Genomic DNA, 16287 nt, shown 5'->3' with positions numbered 1-16287 from the left:
TCATGACAACATTTAGAAATATTGATGAGCTATTAATGCGCGCATATGAAGAAAAAGCGTCTGACCTTCATTTAACAAAGGGGATTCCACCTGTTTATCGTATCCATGGACAACTAGAACATTATGGAAATGAGCTACTAACTTCCGAAGAATTACAAACAATGGTTAAAGCTATTTTACCAGAGCAAAAATTACAAGAATTTCATGATAAAGGGGAAACCGATTTTAACTATTCATTGCCTGGGAAATGCCGTTTTCGTGTAAATGCATATCATCAACGAAACGAAGTGACAATAGCAGCCCGTTTGATTGAAGCAAAAATTCCTTCCATTGAATCGTTAAATATGCCACAGGTACTGTATCAATTAGCAGAAAAACCACAGGGACTAATTTTAGTGACTGGTCCAACAGGTTCGGGTAAGTCTACAACACTTGCTGCAATGATTGATTATATTAATGAAACAAAATCAAAGCATATTATAACGCTTGAGGACCCGATTGAATATTTACATGCACATAAAAAATCCATTATCAATCAACGTGAAGTAGGGGTTGATACCCAGAGCTTTGCCAATGGCTTGCGTGCAGCATTACGTCAAGACCCTGACATTATTTTAGTAGGGGAGATGCGTGATTACGAAACGATTTCAACAGCTATCACAGCTGCAGAAACAGGTCACTTAGTCATGGCGACATTACATACAAGTAGTGCTCCAACAACAATTGATCGTATAATTGACGTTTTTCCACCGCATCAACAGGGACAAATTCGTGTGCAACTAGCCAATGTTTTAGTGGGCATTGTTTCACAGCGTTTATTTGTACGTAAGGATGCCAAGGGACGTATTGCTGCAACAGAAATATTAGTACAAGCACCAGCTATTTCGAATTTGATTCGAAATGAAAAAGTTCATCAAATTCCTACTGTTATGCAGACGAGTAAAGCTTTAGGAATGCATACTTTGGAATCTTCGATGCAGCGCTTAATCACCATGGGGAAAATTTCTTTGGAAGACGCAAGGCCATATATGAATGCGGGGGATTATAGTTGACCGTTTTTCGATATAGTGGACGCACAAAAACTGGTGCACAAAGAAAAGGAAACATAGACGCTGCCAACAAAAAAGTAGCACTTGAAAAATTACGAGCTCAAGGCATTAATGCTCGTGAGCTGGAAGAGTCTAAAAGCATTTTACACAAAGACTTAAATATTGGCGGTAAAGTAAAGCACCAGGATTTCGTTATTTACTGTCGTCAATACGCAACACTAATCCGTGCTGGAGTTTCAATTGTAGAGGCAACACATATTTTAAGTGCGCAAACGAAAAGTAAAGCATTAAAAAAAGCATTAGAACAAGTGGAAGAGGATATCCGCGGGGGGACAGCGTTTTCAGATGCAGCGGCCAAGCATCCAAAGGTTTTCCCAGTAATGTTTGTTAATATGATGCGCTCAGGTGAGGCAACAGGGAATATCGATGAGACTTTAGAGCGTTTAGCAGGGACACTTGAAAAACAATTCAAAATTAAGAAGAAAGTTCAATCGGCTTTGACATATCCGGCTATTTTATCTGTGCTAACAATCGCTGTAGGTATGTTTCTAATGGTATTTATCGTTCCGACATTTATGGCTACTTTTGAAGAAATGGACATGGAAATGCCATTATTAACTGTTGTTGTTGTCAGTATTTCGGATTGGTTAATAGCATACTGGTATTTTGCAATCGGGATTCTATTACTGTTGATTCTTCTATTTAGATTTTTCTATAAAAATAATAAACAGTTTCATTACAATGTAAATTATGCATTATTGAGAATACCAGTATTTGGTGTTTTAATGCAAAAAATGTAATCGCTCGTATGACAAGAACCTTATCATCTCTGTTCAGTAGTTCAGTACCAATTCTACAGGCACTTACAATTGTCGAAAAGGTTGTAGGGGATCCAGTTGTAGGCAAGGTTGTACTAGAAGCAAGAGATAACCTAGAAAAAGGCGGTACCTTATCTGAGCCATTAGAAAAAAGTTGGCTATTCCCTCCTTTAGTAACCCAAATGACATCTATCGGGGAAAAAACAGGTTCTCTTGATTATATGCTCGAAAAGATAGCGGATTTCTATGAGGATGAGGTGGATCGCACCGTTGATACATTAAAATCGCTCATCGAACCATTAATGATACTAGTTTTAGCTGCCGTTGTAGGTGTGATTGTCGCAGCAATTTTCCTACCAATGTTCGCATTATACGAAAATATGTAAGCTTACTAACTTTAAAGGGGGTGGTAAAGAGAAAAGTTGTCGTAGCAATGGGTGTACTTGAGTTTTCGGACTAATCATAACAATTTATAAGGAGGAACACCGATGTTCAAAAAAATCTTAAACAAAAAACTATTAAAAAATCAAAAAGGTTTAACGTTAATCGAGCTATTAGCTGTAATCGTTATCCTAGCAATTGTCGCGGCAATTGCTATTCCTGCGATTGGAAACATTATTGATAACTCAAAACTCAATGGAGTAAAGGCAGATGCTATTAATGTATTAAACGCTGCTAATCTTTACTATACGGATAATCCTGATGCTAAAGATGGTGTTAAAGTTTCAGAGTTGATTACTGCCAAATATCTCGATACAGCTGGGAAAATTGCTAAAGACACTAATTCTAGTGTTTCAAAAGAGGTTCCACGCAGGTTAACAGCTACAGTAAAGGAAGCAGTAAAATCTTTCGATGTTAAATTCAATAGGGTTACGATAGATGATATAAATGGGGACACAAAAAAAGGAAGCGAGCTTGAAGAAGTTCTTGAAATAAATCCAAAATAACACCTTAAAAAAGTAACCCTCCCAACCTACTCAGAGTCGTAGTTTAATCTAAGCTTCTGGTTGGGAAATGGATGGTTAATTCATTAAAACCTTAAGAATAAAAGGAGGCATCTTTCCCCATGTTTACAAAAAAGAAAAAATCGCATGTGTCGATTGAAATAAAGGATTATATTTTGCGTGCGATTGTGGCAAAAGGTGCTGACCCGTCGCAATGGAAGGGTTATGAAATGCCATTAGCACAGGGAATTGTTGAAGGTTCTGTTATTCATGATGAAATGAAATTGTTTGATTTAGTGAAAAATAATGTTGCAAAATGGGCTGGCAACAAGCAAAATGCGCGTATTTTTGTGCCGGATACTTCAGTTTTGTTAAAAAGTTTTGAGCATCCTGATGATATAGAGTTAAATGAATTAAAAGGATATGTGGAGATGGAACTTGGTCATTCCATTCATCTTCCATTTCAAGATCCTCTTATTGATGTGTATGACCCAAATCCTAATGATGGACAGGCCATGCTATTTGCAGCACCTTCTGAAGAAGTTACGAAAATGATTGGACTTTTACTCGATGCTACATTAGAACCTCAAGTAGCAGATATTCGTGCATTGTGTAATATTCGTCTGTTAGAGTATTTGCAGTTAATAAAGGATGATCGAACTTATTTAATAGCGGATTGGTCAATTAATGAATTGTCGATTAGTATTTTTTCATATGGTCAATTGGAGTTTTTACGATACCAATCATTTGATACAGATTTATCGGAATGGAAGCCTAAAGAGATTGAAGAGTATCGTTTTTCTTATCATTTAGAAGCCGAAGACGATTATCGTATCATTCTTACCGATCAAATGCTTGAAATCGATCGTATTATGAATTTTTTTAAGTTTTCCTTACATAAAGGTGAGAAAAGTGTCGATGAGATTATAATTTTGGGAGATAATCCACTACTTCGTGCTATTAAAGATTTGTTAGAAAATAATTTTTCGGCACCGATTATTATGTTAAATGATTCAGTCATTCAAAAATCATTCCCTCAATTTTCAGAGGAATTTGCAAGCTTAATTGGACTTGCATTGAAGGAGGTTAACTGATGGTACCAGAAATTAACCTCTTGCCGAATTTGGAAAAGAAGCATTCAACACCTACTTCAATATATGTAGTATTTATTATTCTTATTGGTATGATAGTAGGATATATGATTTTCTTGTTTTTCCAAGCAAGAATTGATCTTACAAAATTAAACGCACAGGAAGTAGAGCTTTCATCGCAGCGTGAACAGCTTCAAATTGAGTTAGATGGGAAGCGAAATTTGAACCGAGGTTCATTGGAGCAATCTGTACAATTTGTGGAAAATGTCTCGTATCCCGTGACACCCTTAATGGATGAAACTCAAGTATTATTGCCAGAGCAAACGTATTTTAGGAAATATGTGTTTGGTGAAGAAAATGTAGAAATTACGGCTGATTTTGAAACGTTGTCAGCTATATCGGCTTATTTAGAAAAGCTAACTGCAAGCCCCTATTTCAATGATATAAAGATGGATACTATTTCTAATTTTGACGTATCTATTGGAAACCAAGAAGAAGAAAGTGCTAAGGACAGGTATAAGGAAGTACCACGTTATTCGGCAACTATTACATTAGGAATTGATTTTACATTTCTCGCTGGGGGTGGAGAATCATGACAAGTAGTAAAAATTCAACGATTCTACTCCTAACAGCTTTAATTGCCTCAATTTTATTTGCGCTATATTACTATATATTGACACCTAAATTAGAAGAAGTTGATGCGAAGGAAAGCTCAATTAACTCCCTTCAACAAGAAATTTCTACTATTCAGGAGCAAATTGCTTTAATTGAAGAGAATGGAAAATCATCTAGTACAAGTAACTTAACATTGCGTAAAAAAGTACCTCAAACTCGAGCTATTGATGAAGTAATTCGAAATATTGAAGAGATTGAGGCGGTGACGGGAACACGGGTAGAAGCTATGGAATTTAATAATTATGATTCACTCGTAATGGATTCTACTTTGACAGACCTAAACTCTACAAATTCTGAGGAACAGGCTGATACACAGCAATCTACAACTGAAGCGGATGAACAAGCTGTTGCTAAGAATGGTGAAACACCTGAAGTGAAAGATAAATTACCAACTGCTACTTTCACTAAGGATTCCTTACCAAAAGAATTAAAACTAGTAACATTTAGTATTGATGTTATCGCACTAGATAATAAAGCAATGGTTGAGTTTATAAAAGAGATTGAAAAGATTGATCGTGTGATGAAAATTGATGCTATCGATTTCACGTTGACTGGTGAAGAAGCGAAATTCCAGGAGGACGCCGATACAACCTTAAAAGCTACCATACAAGTAACGACGTTCTATTATGAAGGACAACAATAATTTAACTTCTTTCAGCGGGTGTCCAAACACCTGTACCTGTCGCTACGCTTTCGGTACAGAAAATAATTGCTGAAAGAAGTTAAAAGCCTCCGGCGGATGTCATGTAATAGGAAAGGAGTTCTTTGTGCAGGCACAAAGCCGATTCCAGACGCAATTATGCCGAGGCATAATTGATTGGCGCGCATACTTCAAATGTATGGGCGTCTATTAGTATAGGAGGACATAAAAATGGAAATTGCTTATACAATTACAGTTTTACTATTTGGGCTCGTTCTTGGCTCATTTTTTAATGTAGTTGGCTTACGTGTGCCTTTGAAGGAGTCTATTGTGCGTCCACCCTCGCATTGCACTTCTTGTAAGAGACAGTTGACGGCACTTGATTTGGTGCCTGTTTTGTCTTATTTATTTTTAGGTGGGAAATGCCGTAGCTGTGGGCAAAAAATTTCTTGGATTTATCCACTGATGGAACTTTTAACAGGCGTATTATTTGCCTTTGCTTATTGGAAATTAGGCTTTAGTGCAGAATTTTTCGTAGCGCTTTTATTAATTTCATTATTAGTTATTATTGTTGTATCAGATTTTGCGTATATGCTTATCCCTGATAAGATACTATTATTCTTTTTACCATTGCTAGTTTTGGGACGAGTGATATCTCCTTTGTCTCCGTGGTGGGACAGTATAGTTGGTGCTGTGGTAGGTTTTGGCATATTATATTGTATAGCTGTTCTATCAAGAGGTGGAATGGGTGGTGGCGATATTAAATTATTCTTTTTACTTGGGCTCGTACTCGGCACAATACATGCAATTCTGACGCTATTTTTAGCAGCCGTAATTGGCATGATTGTTGGGATAGTTGTGTTAAAGGTACGCGGGCAGGGAAGAAAAACGCCTATACCATTCGGACCGTCTATTGCTCTAGCTGCAATTATTATCTATTTCTATGGGGATGCGTTGATGAATTGGTACTTCGGATATTGGTAATTAATCCAGTGAGGGATTCCTTCAACGATTAATAATCTTCACCAATCAGGCTTTTACAGGAGTTAATGCAAGATAAAGATCATGGAGGGGATAAGATGAAACCAATTATCGGTATAACGGCTTTTGCAGAGGATGATTTGTCCTCAAGATTAAATGCTGCTTATAGCAAAAGTATAATTGAAGCAGGGGGTATTCCACTTATAATTCCACTTGGAGTTGAAGAGGATGTAGCACAAATTTTATCTTTAACGGACGGATTATTACTATCGGGTGGCTATGATGTACATCCATTCCTCTTTAATGCAGAACCTACACCAAAATTAGGGAAGGTTCATCCAGAAAGAGATTCAGTGGAGCTTGCTTTAATTAACGCGGCCAATATTCGGAAAATGCCGATTTTCGGAATCTGTCGGGGGCTTCAAATACTAAATGTTGCGTTTGGAGGCACAGTCTATCAGGATATTGATAGTGAGTATCATAGTAAAAAATTAATAAAGCATGTGCAACAAGCGGCAAGAGGCGTTGCAACACATTATGTTAATCTATCACCTGACACATTATTAAAAACGATTATTGAGGAAGAAAAAATTGCTGTGAATTCATTTCATCATCAGGCAATAAACGTAGTAGCTGAAAAGTTGAAAGTGATAGCAAAATCTAGTGATGGTATCGTTGAAGCGGTAGTGCATGATGAATTACCATTTTGTCTAGGAGTACAATGGCATCCTGAAGAGCTAGCCATAGCAGGAGATGAAATATCAAAGAAACTATTTGCTGCATTTGTAAAGGCAAGTTTGAAATTTAAGGTAGAGTCATAAAACTTTATAAGCATTTTGTAAGGTGTAAGGAATCCATTCAAAAGTGGGTTCTTTTTTAGTGTATAAAATGGTTCAAAACATAAGAAAAAGAGGAATATGCTCATTATGTGAACATAATATCCTCTTTTTATATTTTAATATTGAGATACTTTTAATGTACACGACGATATAAACCTACAACATGTCCCAAAATAGAAACTTGATCTACGATAATTGGCTCCATCGTTGCGTTTTCAGGCTGTAAACGGAAATGACTTTTTTCCTTAAAGAAACGCTTTACAGTTGCTTCATTTTCTTCAGTCATTGCTACGACAATATCACCATTATCAGCTGTTGATTTTTGTTTAACAATAACTAAATCTCCGTCTAAAATGCCAGCTTCAATCATTGATTCACCCATAATTTCTAGCATAAATAATTGATCTTCACTTGTCCCATAAATATCTGGTAGTGGGAAATATTCATCGATATTTTCAACAGCAGTTATCGGAGAACCTGCAGTAACCTTCCCAACTAATGGGACATGAATAACATGTTGCTTTTGAATAGAATCCTCTGGTTCTAGAATTTCAATAGCACGTGGTTTAGTTGGATCGCGTCGAATCAAGCCCTTTTGTTCTAAACGAGCTAAATGTCCATGAACTGTTGAGCTTGAAGCAAGTCCAACTGCTTCACCAATCTCACGTACAGACGGTGGATACCCCTTTGCTCGTACTTCTTCTTTAATGAACTCTAATATGGCCTCTTGTCGTTTCGAAACTTTTTTCATAATTGCTCACCTCTTTTTTTATTCATTCTACTTATTAGTAGTATAACAGAATGCGAACACTTAAGCAAACATAGGTTCGAAAAGTGTTTGACAAAAACATTTGTTCGTACTATTATGAGAACATACATTCCGAACAAACATTCTTGAAAAGGGGTTATAAACATGAACTGGTTAAAGAAAAATCCACATATTACAACTTTATTAGGAGCTTGTCTACTATTTGCAGCATATCTTTTTATAACAGACCCAGGCGATGTAACATACACAGAAATTGAAATTGCACATGGTGATAGCTTATGGTCGTTAGCCGATCAATACCGTGGTAAAATGAAAACGGATGAATGGATTAAGCTTGTGAAAACAGAAAATGAATTATCGAACGTACAAATCATTGCTGGTAAATCACTAGTTATTCCAGTAGTGGGTGACCAACCCTACCCTATAAATTCAATTGAAATTGCGAGAAACGAAAAATGATAATGAATCAACAATCGGCCGTTGTCTATTGCCGTGTGAGTACAGAAAAAGAGACACAAAGTTCCTCGTTAGAGCGTCAGCAAGAGGAGTTGATGCGCTATGCTAAAGAACAAGGATACGAAGTCAAGCGTGTTTTTAAGGACAAGCATAGTGGCTATGATGTGGAACGTGAAGGTTTACTAGAAATGCTCGATTTCATAAAAGAAAAAGAAATAAATGCATTATTTGTGCAGGATGAAACACGTTTAGGACGTGGAAATGCTCGAATGGCAGTATTGCATTTATTGCAGAAAACGGAAACTGATGTTTTTTCTATGCGAGACGAGGGACCTTTACAATTAAATGAAATGGATACGATGCTCCTGGAAATTTTAGCAATCGTTGAGGAGTACCAGCGCAGAATCCATAATGCTAAAATACGTCGTGGCATGCGTCGTGCCGTTGAAAATGGTTATCGCCCGGAAAACAATTTATCTAACCGTGGAAATCCAAATGGTCAAGAACGTAAGGATGTTCCTGTAGAAGAAATTGTCAACCTACGTAATCGTGGCTTCACCTTTGAGGAAATCGCCATGACTCTTAGAGGACTAGGCTTTGATGTAAGCAAAGCTACAGTCCATAGGAGATATCGGGAAATTCAAGAGAGAAGCGAACAAATAAAGTGACGTTTTAATCAGTGGGAGTATGTCGTCCCGCTGATTTTTTTATTTTTAAATGCTCTAAGCGCCCAAAGTGACGGATAGAAACGGCGAACTAATGGATAGAATGGCGAAAGTGACGGATAGGATCGTCAAAATGATAGATAGACCAGAGAAAATGCCGGTTAGAACCCAATCGACGATAAGAATAAATTAACTAAAATTCATTTACTAAATTGCATTCATTATAGAACGGTATCCAGAAGCAAATTTAAAATAAGAGAAGTAGCGATTTCTACCTCTCTTCCTCACATATTCTCTATAAATTCGAAAACAATCGTGTTTTCTATGATTTTATCAATTCCGAAACTATTCTATATCCATTCCTCATCTAAGACAGAGTAATAGTATTCATCCCACCACTCATCTCCATTTGGAATACATTTTTTAAAATAGCCCTCGCGTCTCATACCGATTTTCTCCATTACTCGATAGGATGGAGTATTTTCTGGCTGGCATGTTGCAATAATTCTATGAAGTTTTTTTTCTTTAAATCCGTAATTTAGTACAGCTTTTGCTGCTTCAGAGGCATATCCATTATTGTAATAGTTCGGATTCAATACCCAGCCGATCTCATACGTATGGTCACCAAAATATTGATGGAAAACAATATGACCAATTACAATATTTTCGCTTTGTAAAATAATAGGGAAGTATTTTGCTTGTTCACCGCTATTTTCTGATACAAAATTTCGAGCTTCTTCTTCATTAAAAACGCCCTCTGGAATATACTTCATTACATTTGGATTCGAAGTATATTCATAGACAGCTTGCCAATCTTGAATCTTAAATTCTCTTATTAATAGTCTGTTCGTTTTGATAAACATTTCACTTTTCCCCCAATTCATGAAATTTTACATTTGTTTTATTTTCTATTTATTTATCAGCTCATCAATCTTTTTATTCATTTTTTTCACTTCTGATTTGTTATATAAATAAAATAACAGCCAAATTAGAGTAAATAGCAAAACACTAAAGAATAGCATTAACATAGTTATTCCTATAGAAGATGTGGGAAGCCAATTTAAAAATAGTGCAACAACAATAAAAGTACCTAAAGAAATTGCAAAATGGATAGCTGTTTGTAGTAAAAACGTTAAACGTTCTACTTGATAAATATAGGATGGTAATACACAAGCAAGCCCTACAATAATTGAACCTAGAGATTGTTGTATAAAGTCTGCCGTAATAGCTTCTAAAAAAATATCTCCAAAAATCCAAGAACCAAAAAGATTAATAAAAACAAAAACTGTACAGCCCATACTTACACCAAACGCTACATTTTTAAAAAAATGCACCTATCTTAAACCCCCAAACGCTTTTTAAATTGTTTTCGATAATTACGAGAAATTACTTCTTTAATGCCTAAAACTAGCTCAATTTCCATTGTTCCATTAAATGAAGCTTCAATATTTTTAACTTTTGTTAGATTTATAATTGCAGATTTAGAAATCCGTATAAAATCATTCCCTAATTGTCGCTCTAACTCATATAAAGGTTTATTCAAAATGAGACGATTATTATCTTCGTCATATAAAGCTAATTCTCTTCCTTCTGTTCGAATAACAATTATTGAATTTGGATCAACGATATATGTTTTATTATTTGCTATCCCTGTTAAAATTTGTTCTTCTTGCTCTTGTTGTAATAAAGAAATAGCAGCTTGTATCGTAGGAGTAAGTTTTGCTGTACAAATTGTTACATGTGGCTCTTCATACTCCGAATCTATTTTTACCTCTATTTTCAGCTTTATCACCTCTCAAAAAATTATAGCATATACAGCGTTTTGGAAAATGTAGGTCATTCTTTGAAAAAGGCATCTTACACAATCATAACAACATGTTACTCCAAACGTATTGTTGGGGTGCATTTCGTTCGTTATATTGAGTTCAGGTAAAAGGAGGCCATGGCTATTATGAATGAATTAACTACTTCAAGTGAAAGAAATAAAACTGGTTGGATATTAGTAAGTATTGCAACTATGCTAACAGCTAGTATAATCTTTTGGTTTTATAATAATCCTGAAGGTTTTATTGAAAATGGAATTGGCTTAAGGACAGATGTATTTTCGAATATATTTATTTGGATTTTTACGCTTTTTATCATAACCGGATACATTGCTTATACACTCATTGCAATCCCTTTTGTAAAAGCACATTTATTCACTATCTCTTGGCTTAAAGTAATTGGAATATGGGCTGCCATTGTGACGGGGATAGTAGAAGAAGTTGTTTTTAGACATTTACTTATGGAATACTTATTAACTCTTGCATTTTCTGACGTGACACAAATACTAATTTCAGGGTTACTCTTTGGAATTGCTCACAGTGTGTGGGTACTTTTGAAAGGAAATTGGAAGTTTGCATTACCTGCTATTATAAGTACCACAATATTAGGAAGTCTTCTCGCAACGCTTTATATTGTAGCTGGACGAAGTACCTTTGCACCAATCCTAGCTCATATTTTAATTAATATGTTTATTGAACCATGGCTAATGTTATCTGCTGTTTCTGGAAAATGGGATGGTAACGAAAAAAGAATAAATTGATTATGTATATATGTAAAATTTATTTTTGCTCCCCTTAGGCAGACAGATTAAAAAAATCTGTCTACCTAAGGGGAGTATTTTTTTATAGTCCGAAGTAAGCATCCGAGTTGAAATTAAAGATTTTAAAACATGGGTTTTTATATCCGTGAATTTAGTAAATAATATAAAATATCACCGACTACTTTATCAAGTTGCCGATTGAAATGGAAGGAGAAAAATCGGAGAAGTATCTGAAAGACTACAGTTAAAGCTTATCTATCAGAAGAATATTCTTTACAAGAGGTTGTTCGAAACTACTCTGTTTCTGATATACGTGTTTTAAATTCAAAAGTATTCTAGTCATAGTGAATTAAAAGAATCAGGTAAAGGAATGAGCCAAGTATGACGAAAGGGAGAAAAATAACCATTGATGAACGTATTCAAATAGTAGACTGTTTAAAGCACCCGAAAAATTATCAGTTAACAGCGCAAACTTAGATTTCACTAATTTAAAAAGTGATACTAGAAAGGTTGGTATAACTGCATTTTAAGGGAATTCATGCTATACTTTGCATACCATATTCATTAAGATATGTATTGAAAGGTGTGTAATTATGTTATCAAAAGAAAAAATTAACCGAATCAATGAACTTTCTGCTAAGGCTAAAAGTGGTACATTAACAGAGGCAGAAGCTAAGGAACGATCAGCGCTTCGTAAGGAATATCTAGATACATTTAGAGCAACGATGCGTGATACAATTGAAAACGTAAAAGTGGTAGATGCTGAAGGAAATGATGTAACGCCAGAAAAAGTTAAACAAGCGAAAAAAAATAAATTTCTCAATTAATGTGACACATTTTTATAAAGTATGTTACAAATCGTTAATAGTATAACAAAACCATTGTTTTCTGAAGCAATGTTGACTAAACTGTATAAGAACAATATATAGGACGAGAAAGGATGTCACAAAATAATGACTCAACATGCGGATCAACTAGCGATTAACGCTATCCGAACTTTGTCAATCGATGCAATTGAAAAAGCAAACTCTGGTCACCCAGGTTTACCGATGGGGGCGGCGCCAATGGCTTATACGCTTTGGACAAAACAACTTCACCATAATCCGGCTAATCCAAAATGGTTTAACCGCGACCGTTTTGTACTATCTGCAGGTCATGGCTCTATGCTTTTATATAGCCTACTTCATCTAGGTGGCTACGGCTTACCAATGGAAGAGATTCAAAACTTCCGTCAATGGGATTCATTAACTCCAGGACATCCTGAATATGGTCATACAGTTGGGGTAGAGGCAACAACAGGTCCTCTAGGTCAAGGTATTGCTATGACAGTTGGTATGGCAATGGCTGAACGCCATTTAGCAGCTACTTACAATAAACCAGGACATGACATCGTTGATCACTATACATTTGCACTTTGTGGCGATGGCGATTTAATGGAAGGTGTAGCAGCTGAAGCTATCTCCTTAGCAGGTCACTTAAAACTTGAAAAGTTAATCGTTTTATACGATTCAAACGATATTTCTTTAGATGGTGATTTAGAAAAATCATTCTCAGAAAATGTCCAAAAGCGTTTTGAATCTTATGGTTGGAACTATTTAAAAGTTGCTGATGGTACAGATGTTGAGGAAATTAACGTAGCTATCGAAGAAGCTAAAAAATCAACTGGCAAACCAACACTTATCGAAGTGAAAACAGTTATCGGTTTTGGTTCACCAAACAAATCAGGTAAAGCTGCTTCTCATGGTGCACCACTTGGTCAAGATGAGGTTGTTTTAACTAAAGCATCTTATGAATGGGCACACGAACCATTCCAAATTCCTGCTGAAGTATATGATACATTTGCAGCAGCAGCTAATGTTCAAGGTGCACAATCTGAAGAAGCTTGGAATGCTAAGTTTGAAGCATATAAGCAAGAGTTTCCAGAATTAGCAACACAATTTGAAAACGCAATGAATGGTCAATTACCAGAGGATTTCGCTTCAGAATTACCAGTTTATGAAGCAGGTAAATCAGTAGCTACTCGTTCTTCTTCTGGAGATGCAATCAATGCAATTGCGAAGAAGACACCATCATTCTTCGGTGGTTCAGCTGACCTTGCTGGCTCAAATAAAACAACGATGAAAGACGCTGGAGATTTCTCTGCTGACGATTATGCTGGCCGTAATATTTGGTTCGGTGTACGTGAGTTTGCAATGGGTGCTGCTATGAACGGTATGGCACTACACGGCGGTCTTAACGTATTCGGTGGTACATTCTTTGTATTCTCTGACTATGTTCGTCCAGCTGTACGTCTTTCTGCACTAATGGGTCTTCCTGTTACTTATGTATTTACACATGACTCAATTGCTGTAGGGGAAGATGGTCCGACACATGAACCAATCGAACATCTTTCATCTTTACGTGCAATGCCAAATCTATCTGTTGTTCGTCCAGCTGATGCAAATGAATCAGCAGTTGCATGGGAACTAGCAGTAGCATCTGAAAAAACACCAACTGTTTTAGTATTATCTCGTCAAAACTTACCTGTTCTTGATGCATCTATTGATACAGTTCGTGAAGGTGTTACTAAAGGTGCTTATACAGTGTCTCCTGCTACAAAAGAAGTGGCAGATGCCATTTTAATTGCAACAGGCTCTGAAGTTTCACTTGCAATTGAAGCACAAAAAGCACTAAAAGCTGATGGTGTGGATGTGGCAGTTGTTTCAATGCCATCGATGGATCGCTTCGAAAAACAAGACGCTGCTTACAAAGAATCTATTCTTCCAAAAGCTGTAACAAAACGTCTTGCAATCGAAATGGGCGCATCATTCGGCTGGCATAAATACACTGGTTTTGAAGGAGACGTTCTTGCTATTGATAAGTTCGGCGCTTCTGCACCAGGTGAATTAGTAATGGAAAAATACGGATTCACAGTAGAAAATGTTGTAGCGAAGGTAAAAGCGCTATAATTAATAAAATACCGCAATACTCAGTAGGTTAAATCTCCTCTGAGTACTGCGGTATTTTTTCATGTTTAGAGGACTTCACTAAAGAAATCCAAATAGCTGCACAATGAATTAGCAGCATAACGACAAAACAGTAAAAGCCCTTGGAACTTCCCCCAATGTTAAGCTCATCAGCTATTATGCCACTAAACCAAAGCAGCTGACCTGTGACAATTACTGAGAGGCTTGCAAAAAGTAAACAAAACCAAATAGATACTTTTTTTATAATCACAATGATGAGTAGTAAAACAGCAAAAAGTAGGGTAGCTTCAAAAATCGGATCAAGAAGTGAAAACGTATTTTCATTTATGAAATGCTTATAAGTAAATCGAGTATCCACACAACCCCTCCTTAAAAATAATAACGTTTTTGGTAATAAAAGGTTTCTTGGATTAGGAAACTTATTTAGTGTTAATTTCCATTTGGTATACAATGATAAGTGTAGGTATCGAACTAGAAATGTTGAGGGGTATTTAAATGAATTCACAAGCTATACTCACACAAGTAAAGAAAACTTTCTCAAAATTAGATTGTACAGGTGGCGGAGTTATTATTAATAAACATGGTCAAACCGTACTAGAAGAATATTTTGGTGTGCAAGGACAACAACAAGACGCGAAAAGAGTGGGACCACATACTCTTTTTCATCTTGCTTCAGTTCGTAAAACATATGTAGGGTTTGCTGTAGCATATGCGATATTTCATAACTATATTGCCTCAATAGATGATAGACTAAGTGATTATTTAGAGAATGAAAAAGTTTTTGCCGATGTATCAATTAGACATCTACTAACGCATACTCACGGTTTAAGTCGCCAAAATGAAAAAGTGATACAGGAATTCAAAGCAGGCTATAACTGGGCATACCGAGATATCAATGTAGAACTACTTGCACAAGTTATTTTTAAAGCTACCGGAAAAACTATTGCGGAAATTGTGGATGAGCAAGTATTTCAAACATTATCTTTTACTGAAACAAATTGGTTCAGTGAAAAAAACGAACAGCATATAGAAGTAATACATAATGATAGTCCATTTTGGTATGAAAGCGAAGTATGTGATGGCAGTAAAATGAATATGTATAGCTCATTAAGAGAGCTAGCTCAGTGGGGGCAAGTGCATCTTGATAAAGGGAGTTTACATGGAAAACAAATTATATCTGAAGAAATCATACAGTTATTGACGGTAATTCAATCCCCAAATACTAAACCAAAGAATTTGCCCACTAATGGCTTTTTCTGGTTTGTTCAGCCTCAATATAGAGAAGGGATTACAGAGTTAAGCCCAATATTACCACAAGGAAGCTTGCAATTGCTTGGTTATACAAGTGTTGCATTATTGGTAATTCCAAAAGAAAATATTGTGGCAGTTCGTGGATTTAATAGCTTTGGTTCATCTGAAGGGTTTGATTACATCAAAGATATTCATGATTTTGGTTCTATTGTATATCAATCAATTCAATAAAGTTATAACAATAAAAGGGGGAGCTAGTAATGAAAAAGTATAGCGTAGTGTTATTTGATTTAGACGGCACAATATCTGATCCTAAAATAGGGATAACAAAATCTGTTCAATATGCTTTACAAAAAATTGGTATTGTTGAAGAGGATTTAGATCAGCTTGAAACGTTTATTGGGCCACCATTACAGATTTTCCGAACGAGAAAGCCTATGCAGGGTGTAGCCCGTCTTTAGACATGGGATGAAAGTGAGGTCAGACAAGAGGTAACTATTGCTACCTTAATTGTCTGAAAGGGTGTTATACTCCATCTATAGACTAGTAAAAGTCTATA

The 16287-nt window shown here is 36.0% G+C and carries 18 protein-coding genes and 2 pseudogenes; 15 read left to right on the top strand and 5 right to left on the bottom strand.

Features of this window, described 5'->3' with window-relative positions:
• Positions 1–2 precede the first annotated feature (2 nt).
• From AC1DCY_RS18770 to AC1DCY_RS18735, 8 genes and pseudogenes are all read left to right on the top strand, one after another.
• A complete protein-coding gene (locus AC1DCY_RS18770; RefSeq protein ID WP_477352630.1) occupies positions 3–1052 on the top strand; it encodes a type IV pilus twitching motility protein PilT in 1050 nt (349 codons plus the stop codon).
• A pseudogene (locus AC1DCY_RS18765) lies at positions 1049–2253 on the top strand (type II secretion system F family protein). Before AC1DCY_RS18770 ends, AC1DCY_RS18765 begins: the two are co-directional and overlap by 4 nt.
• Before the next feature lie 102 nt (positions 2254–2355).
• Complete coding sequence (locus tag AC1DCY_RS18760) at positions 2356–2814, top strand: prepilin-type N-terminal cleavage/methylation domain-containing protein (RefSeq protein WP_477352628.1); 459 nt, start codon at positions 2356–2358, stop codon at positions 2812–2814.
• Between the two features lie 119 nt (positions 2815–2933).
• Positions 2934–3905, top strand: a complete 972-nt coding sequence (gene pilM / locus AC1DCY_RS18755) for a type IV pilus biogenesis protein PilM (protein WP_477352626.1) — start codon at positions 2934–2936, stop codon at positions 3903–3905.
• A complete protein-coding gene (locus AC1DCY_RS18750; protein ID WP_477352624.1) occupies positions 3905–4498 on the top strand; it encodes a PilN domain-containing protein in 594 nt (197 codons plus the stop codon). The genes pilM and AC1DCY_RS18750 overlap by 1 nt, the downstream gene beginning before the upstream one ends.
• Entirely contained in the window at positions 4495–5220 is a 726-nt protein-coding gene (locus AC1DCY_RS18745; RefSeq protein WP_477352622.1) for a potassium transporter, read from the top strand. The genes AC1DCY_RS18750 and AC1DCY_RS18745 overlap by 4 nt, the downstream gene beginning before the upstream one ends.
• 228 nt (positions 5221–5448) lie before the next feature.
• On the top strand, positions 5449–6201 hold the full coding sequence (locus AC1DCY_RS18740) for a prepilin peptidase (RefSeq protein WP_477352620.1): 753 nt from the start codon (positions 5449–5451) through the stop codon (positions 6199–6201).
• Positions 6202–6296: 95 nt separating this feature from the next.
• On the top strand, positions 6297–7019 hold the full coding sequence (locus tag AC1DCY_RS18735) for a gamma-glutamyl-gamma-aminobutyrate hydrolase family protein (protein WP_477352618.1): 723 nt from the start codon (positions 6297–6299) through the stop codon (positions 7017–7019).
• Between the two features lie 151 nt (positions 7020–7170).
• On the opposite strand, the gene lexA is transcribed toward AC1DCY_RS18735, so the two are convergent.
• Positions 7171–7788: a transcriptional repressor LexA gene (gene lexA, locus AC1DCY_RS18730; protein ID WP_049668590.1), complete on the bottom strand. Its 618-nt coding sequence runs from the start codon at positions 7786–7788 to the stop codon at positions 7171–7173.
• A gap of 162 nt (positions 7789–7950) precedes the next feature.
• Between lexA and yneA the strand changes: the two genes are divergently transcribed.
• On the top strand, positions 7951–8265 hold the full coding sequence (yneA, locus tag AC1DCY_RS18725; protein WP_477352615.1) for a cell division suppressor protein YneA: 315 nt from the start codon (positions 7951–7953) through the stop codon (positions 8263–8265).
• Positions 8262–8930 (top strand): YneB family resolvase-like protein, encoded by a 669-nt coding sequence (locus AC1DCY_RS18720; RefSeq protein WP_477352613.1) that lies wholly within the window; start codon positions 8262–8264, stop codon positions 8928–8930. The genes yneA and AC1DCY_RS18720 overlap by 4 nt, the downstream gene beginning before the upstream one ends.
• A 347-nt stretch (positions 8931–9277) precedes the next feature.
• Here AC1DCY_RS18720 and AC1DCY_RS18715 read toward each other — a convergent pair whose 3' ends face one another.
• The 3 genes from AC1DCY_RS18715 to AC1DCY_RS18705 are packed head-to-tail and all read right to left on the bottom strand — an operon-like array spanning position 9278 to position 10719.
• Positions 9278–9790: a GNAT family N-acetyltransferase gene (locus AC1DCY_RS18715; RefSeq protein WP_477352611.1), complete on the bottom strand. Its 513-nt coding sequence runs from the start codon at positions 9788–9790 to the stop codon at positions 9278–9280.
• A gap of 45 nt (positions 9791–9835) precedes the next feature.
• Positions 9836–10261 (bottom strand): DUF3021 domain-containing protein, encoded by a 426-nt coding sequence (locus AC1DCY_RS18710; protein WP_370075076.1) that lies wholly within the window; start codon positions 10259–10261, stop codon positions 9836–9838.
• Positions 10262–10266: 5 nt separating this feature from the next.
• A complete protein-coding gene (locus AC1DCY_RS18705) occupies positions 10267–10719 on the bottom strand; it encodes a LytTR family DNA-binding domain-containing protein (RefSeq protein WP_477352609.1) in 453 nt (150 codons plus the stop codon).
• Positions 10720–10878: 159 nt separating this feature from the next.
• Here AC1DCY_RS18705 and AC1DCY_RS18700 point away from each other — a divergent pair, with 159 nt between their 5' ends.
• The 3 genes from AC1DCY_RS18700 to tkt all read left to right on the top strand — a co-directional run bounded on the left by AC1DCY_RS18700 (position 10879) and on the right by tkt (position 14459).
• Positions 10879–11511: a CPBP family intramembrane glutamic endopeptidase gene (locus AC1DCY_RS18700; protein WP_477352607.1), complete on the top strand. Its 633-nt coding sequence runs from the start codon at positions 10879–10881 to the stop codon at positions 11509–11511.
• A 593-nt stretch (positions 11512–12104) separates the two neighbouring features.
• Entirely contained in the window at positions 12105–12338 is a 234-nt protein-coding gene (locus tag AC1DCY_RS18695) for a DUF896 domain-containing protein (protein WP_370046141.1), read from the top strand.
• Positions 12339–12464: 126 nt separating this feature from the next.
• Complete coding sequence (gene tkt, locus AC1DCY_RS18690; RefSeq protein WP_477352604.1) at positions 12465–14459, top strand: transketolase; 1995 nt, start codon at positions 12465–12467, stop codon at positions 14457–14459.
• A 28-nt stretch (positions 14460–14487) separates the two neighbouring features.
• On the opposite strand, the gene AC1DCY_RS18685 is transcribed toward tkt, so the two are convergent.
• A complete protein-coding gene (locus AC1DCY_RS18685) occupies positions 14488–14835 on the bottom strand; it encodes a hypothetical protein (RefSeq protein WP_477352602.1) in 348 nt (115 codons plus the stop codon).
• Positions 14836–14972: 137 nt separating this feature from the next.
• Here AC1DCY_RS18685 and AC1DCY_RS18680 point away from each other — a divergent pair, with 137 nt between their 5' ends.
• Together AC1DCY_RS18680 and AC1DCY_RS18675 are read left to right on the top strand one after the other, a co-directional pair.
• A complete protein-coding gene (locus tag AC1DCY_RS18680) occupies positions 14973–15959 on the top strand; it encodes a serine hydrolase domain-containing protein (protein WP_477352600.1) in 987 nt (328 codons plus the stop codon).
• 29 nt (positions 15960–15988) lie between these two features.
• Positions 15989–16147 (top strand): annotated as a pseudogene (locus tag AC1DCY_RS18675) (HAD hydrolase-like protein); the annotation flags it as partial.
• Between the last annotated feature and the right edge of the window lie 140 nt (positions 16148–16287).

The sequence above is a fragment of the Lysinibacillus sp. 10T31 genome, assembly GCF_056394365.1.
This window is presented reverse-complemented; position numbering and strand designations above follow the sequence as displayed.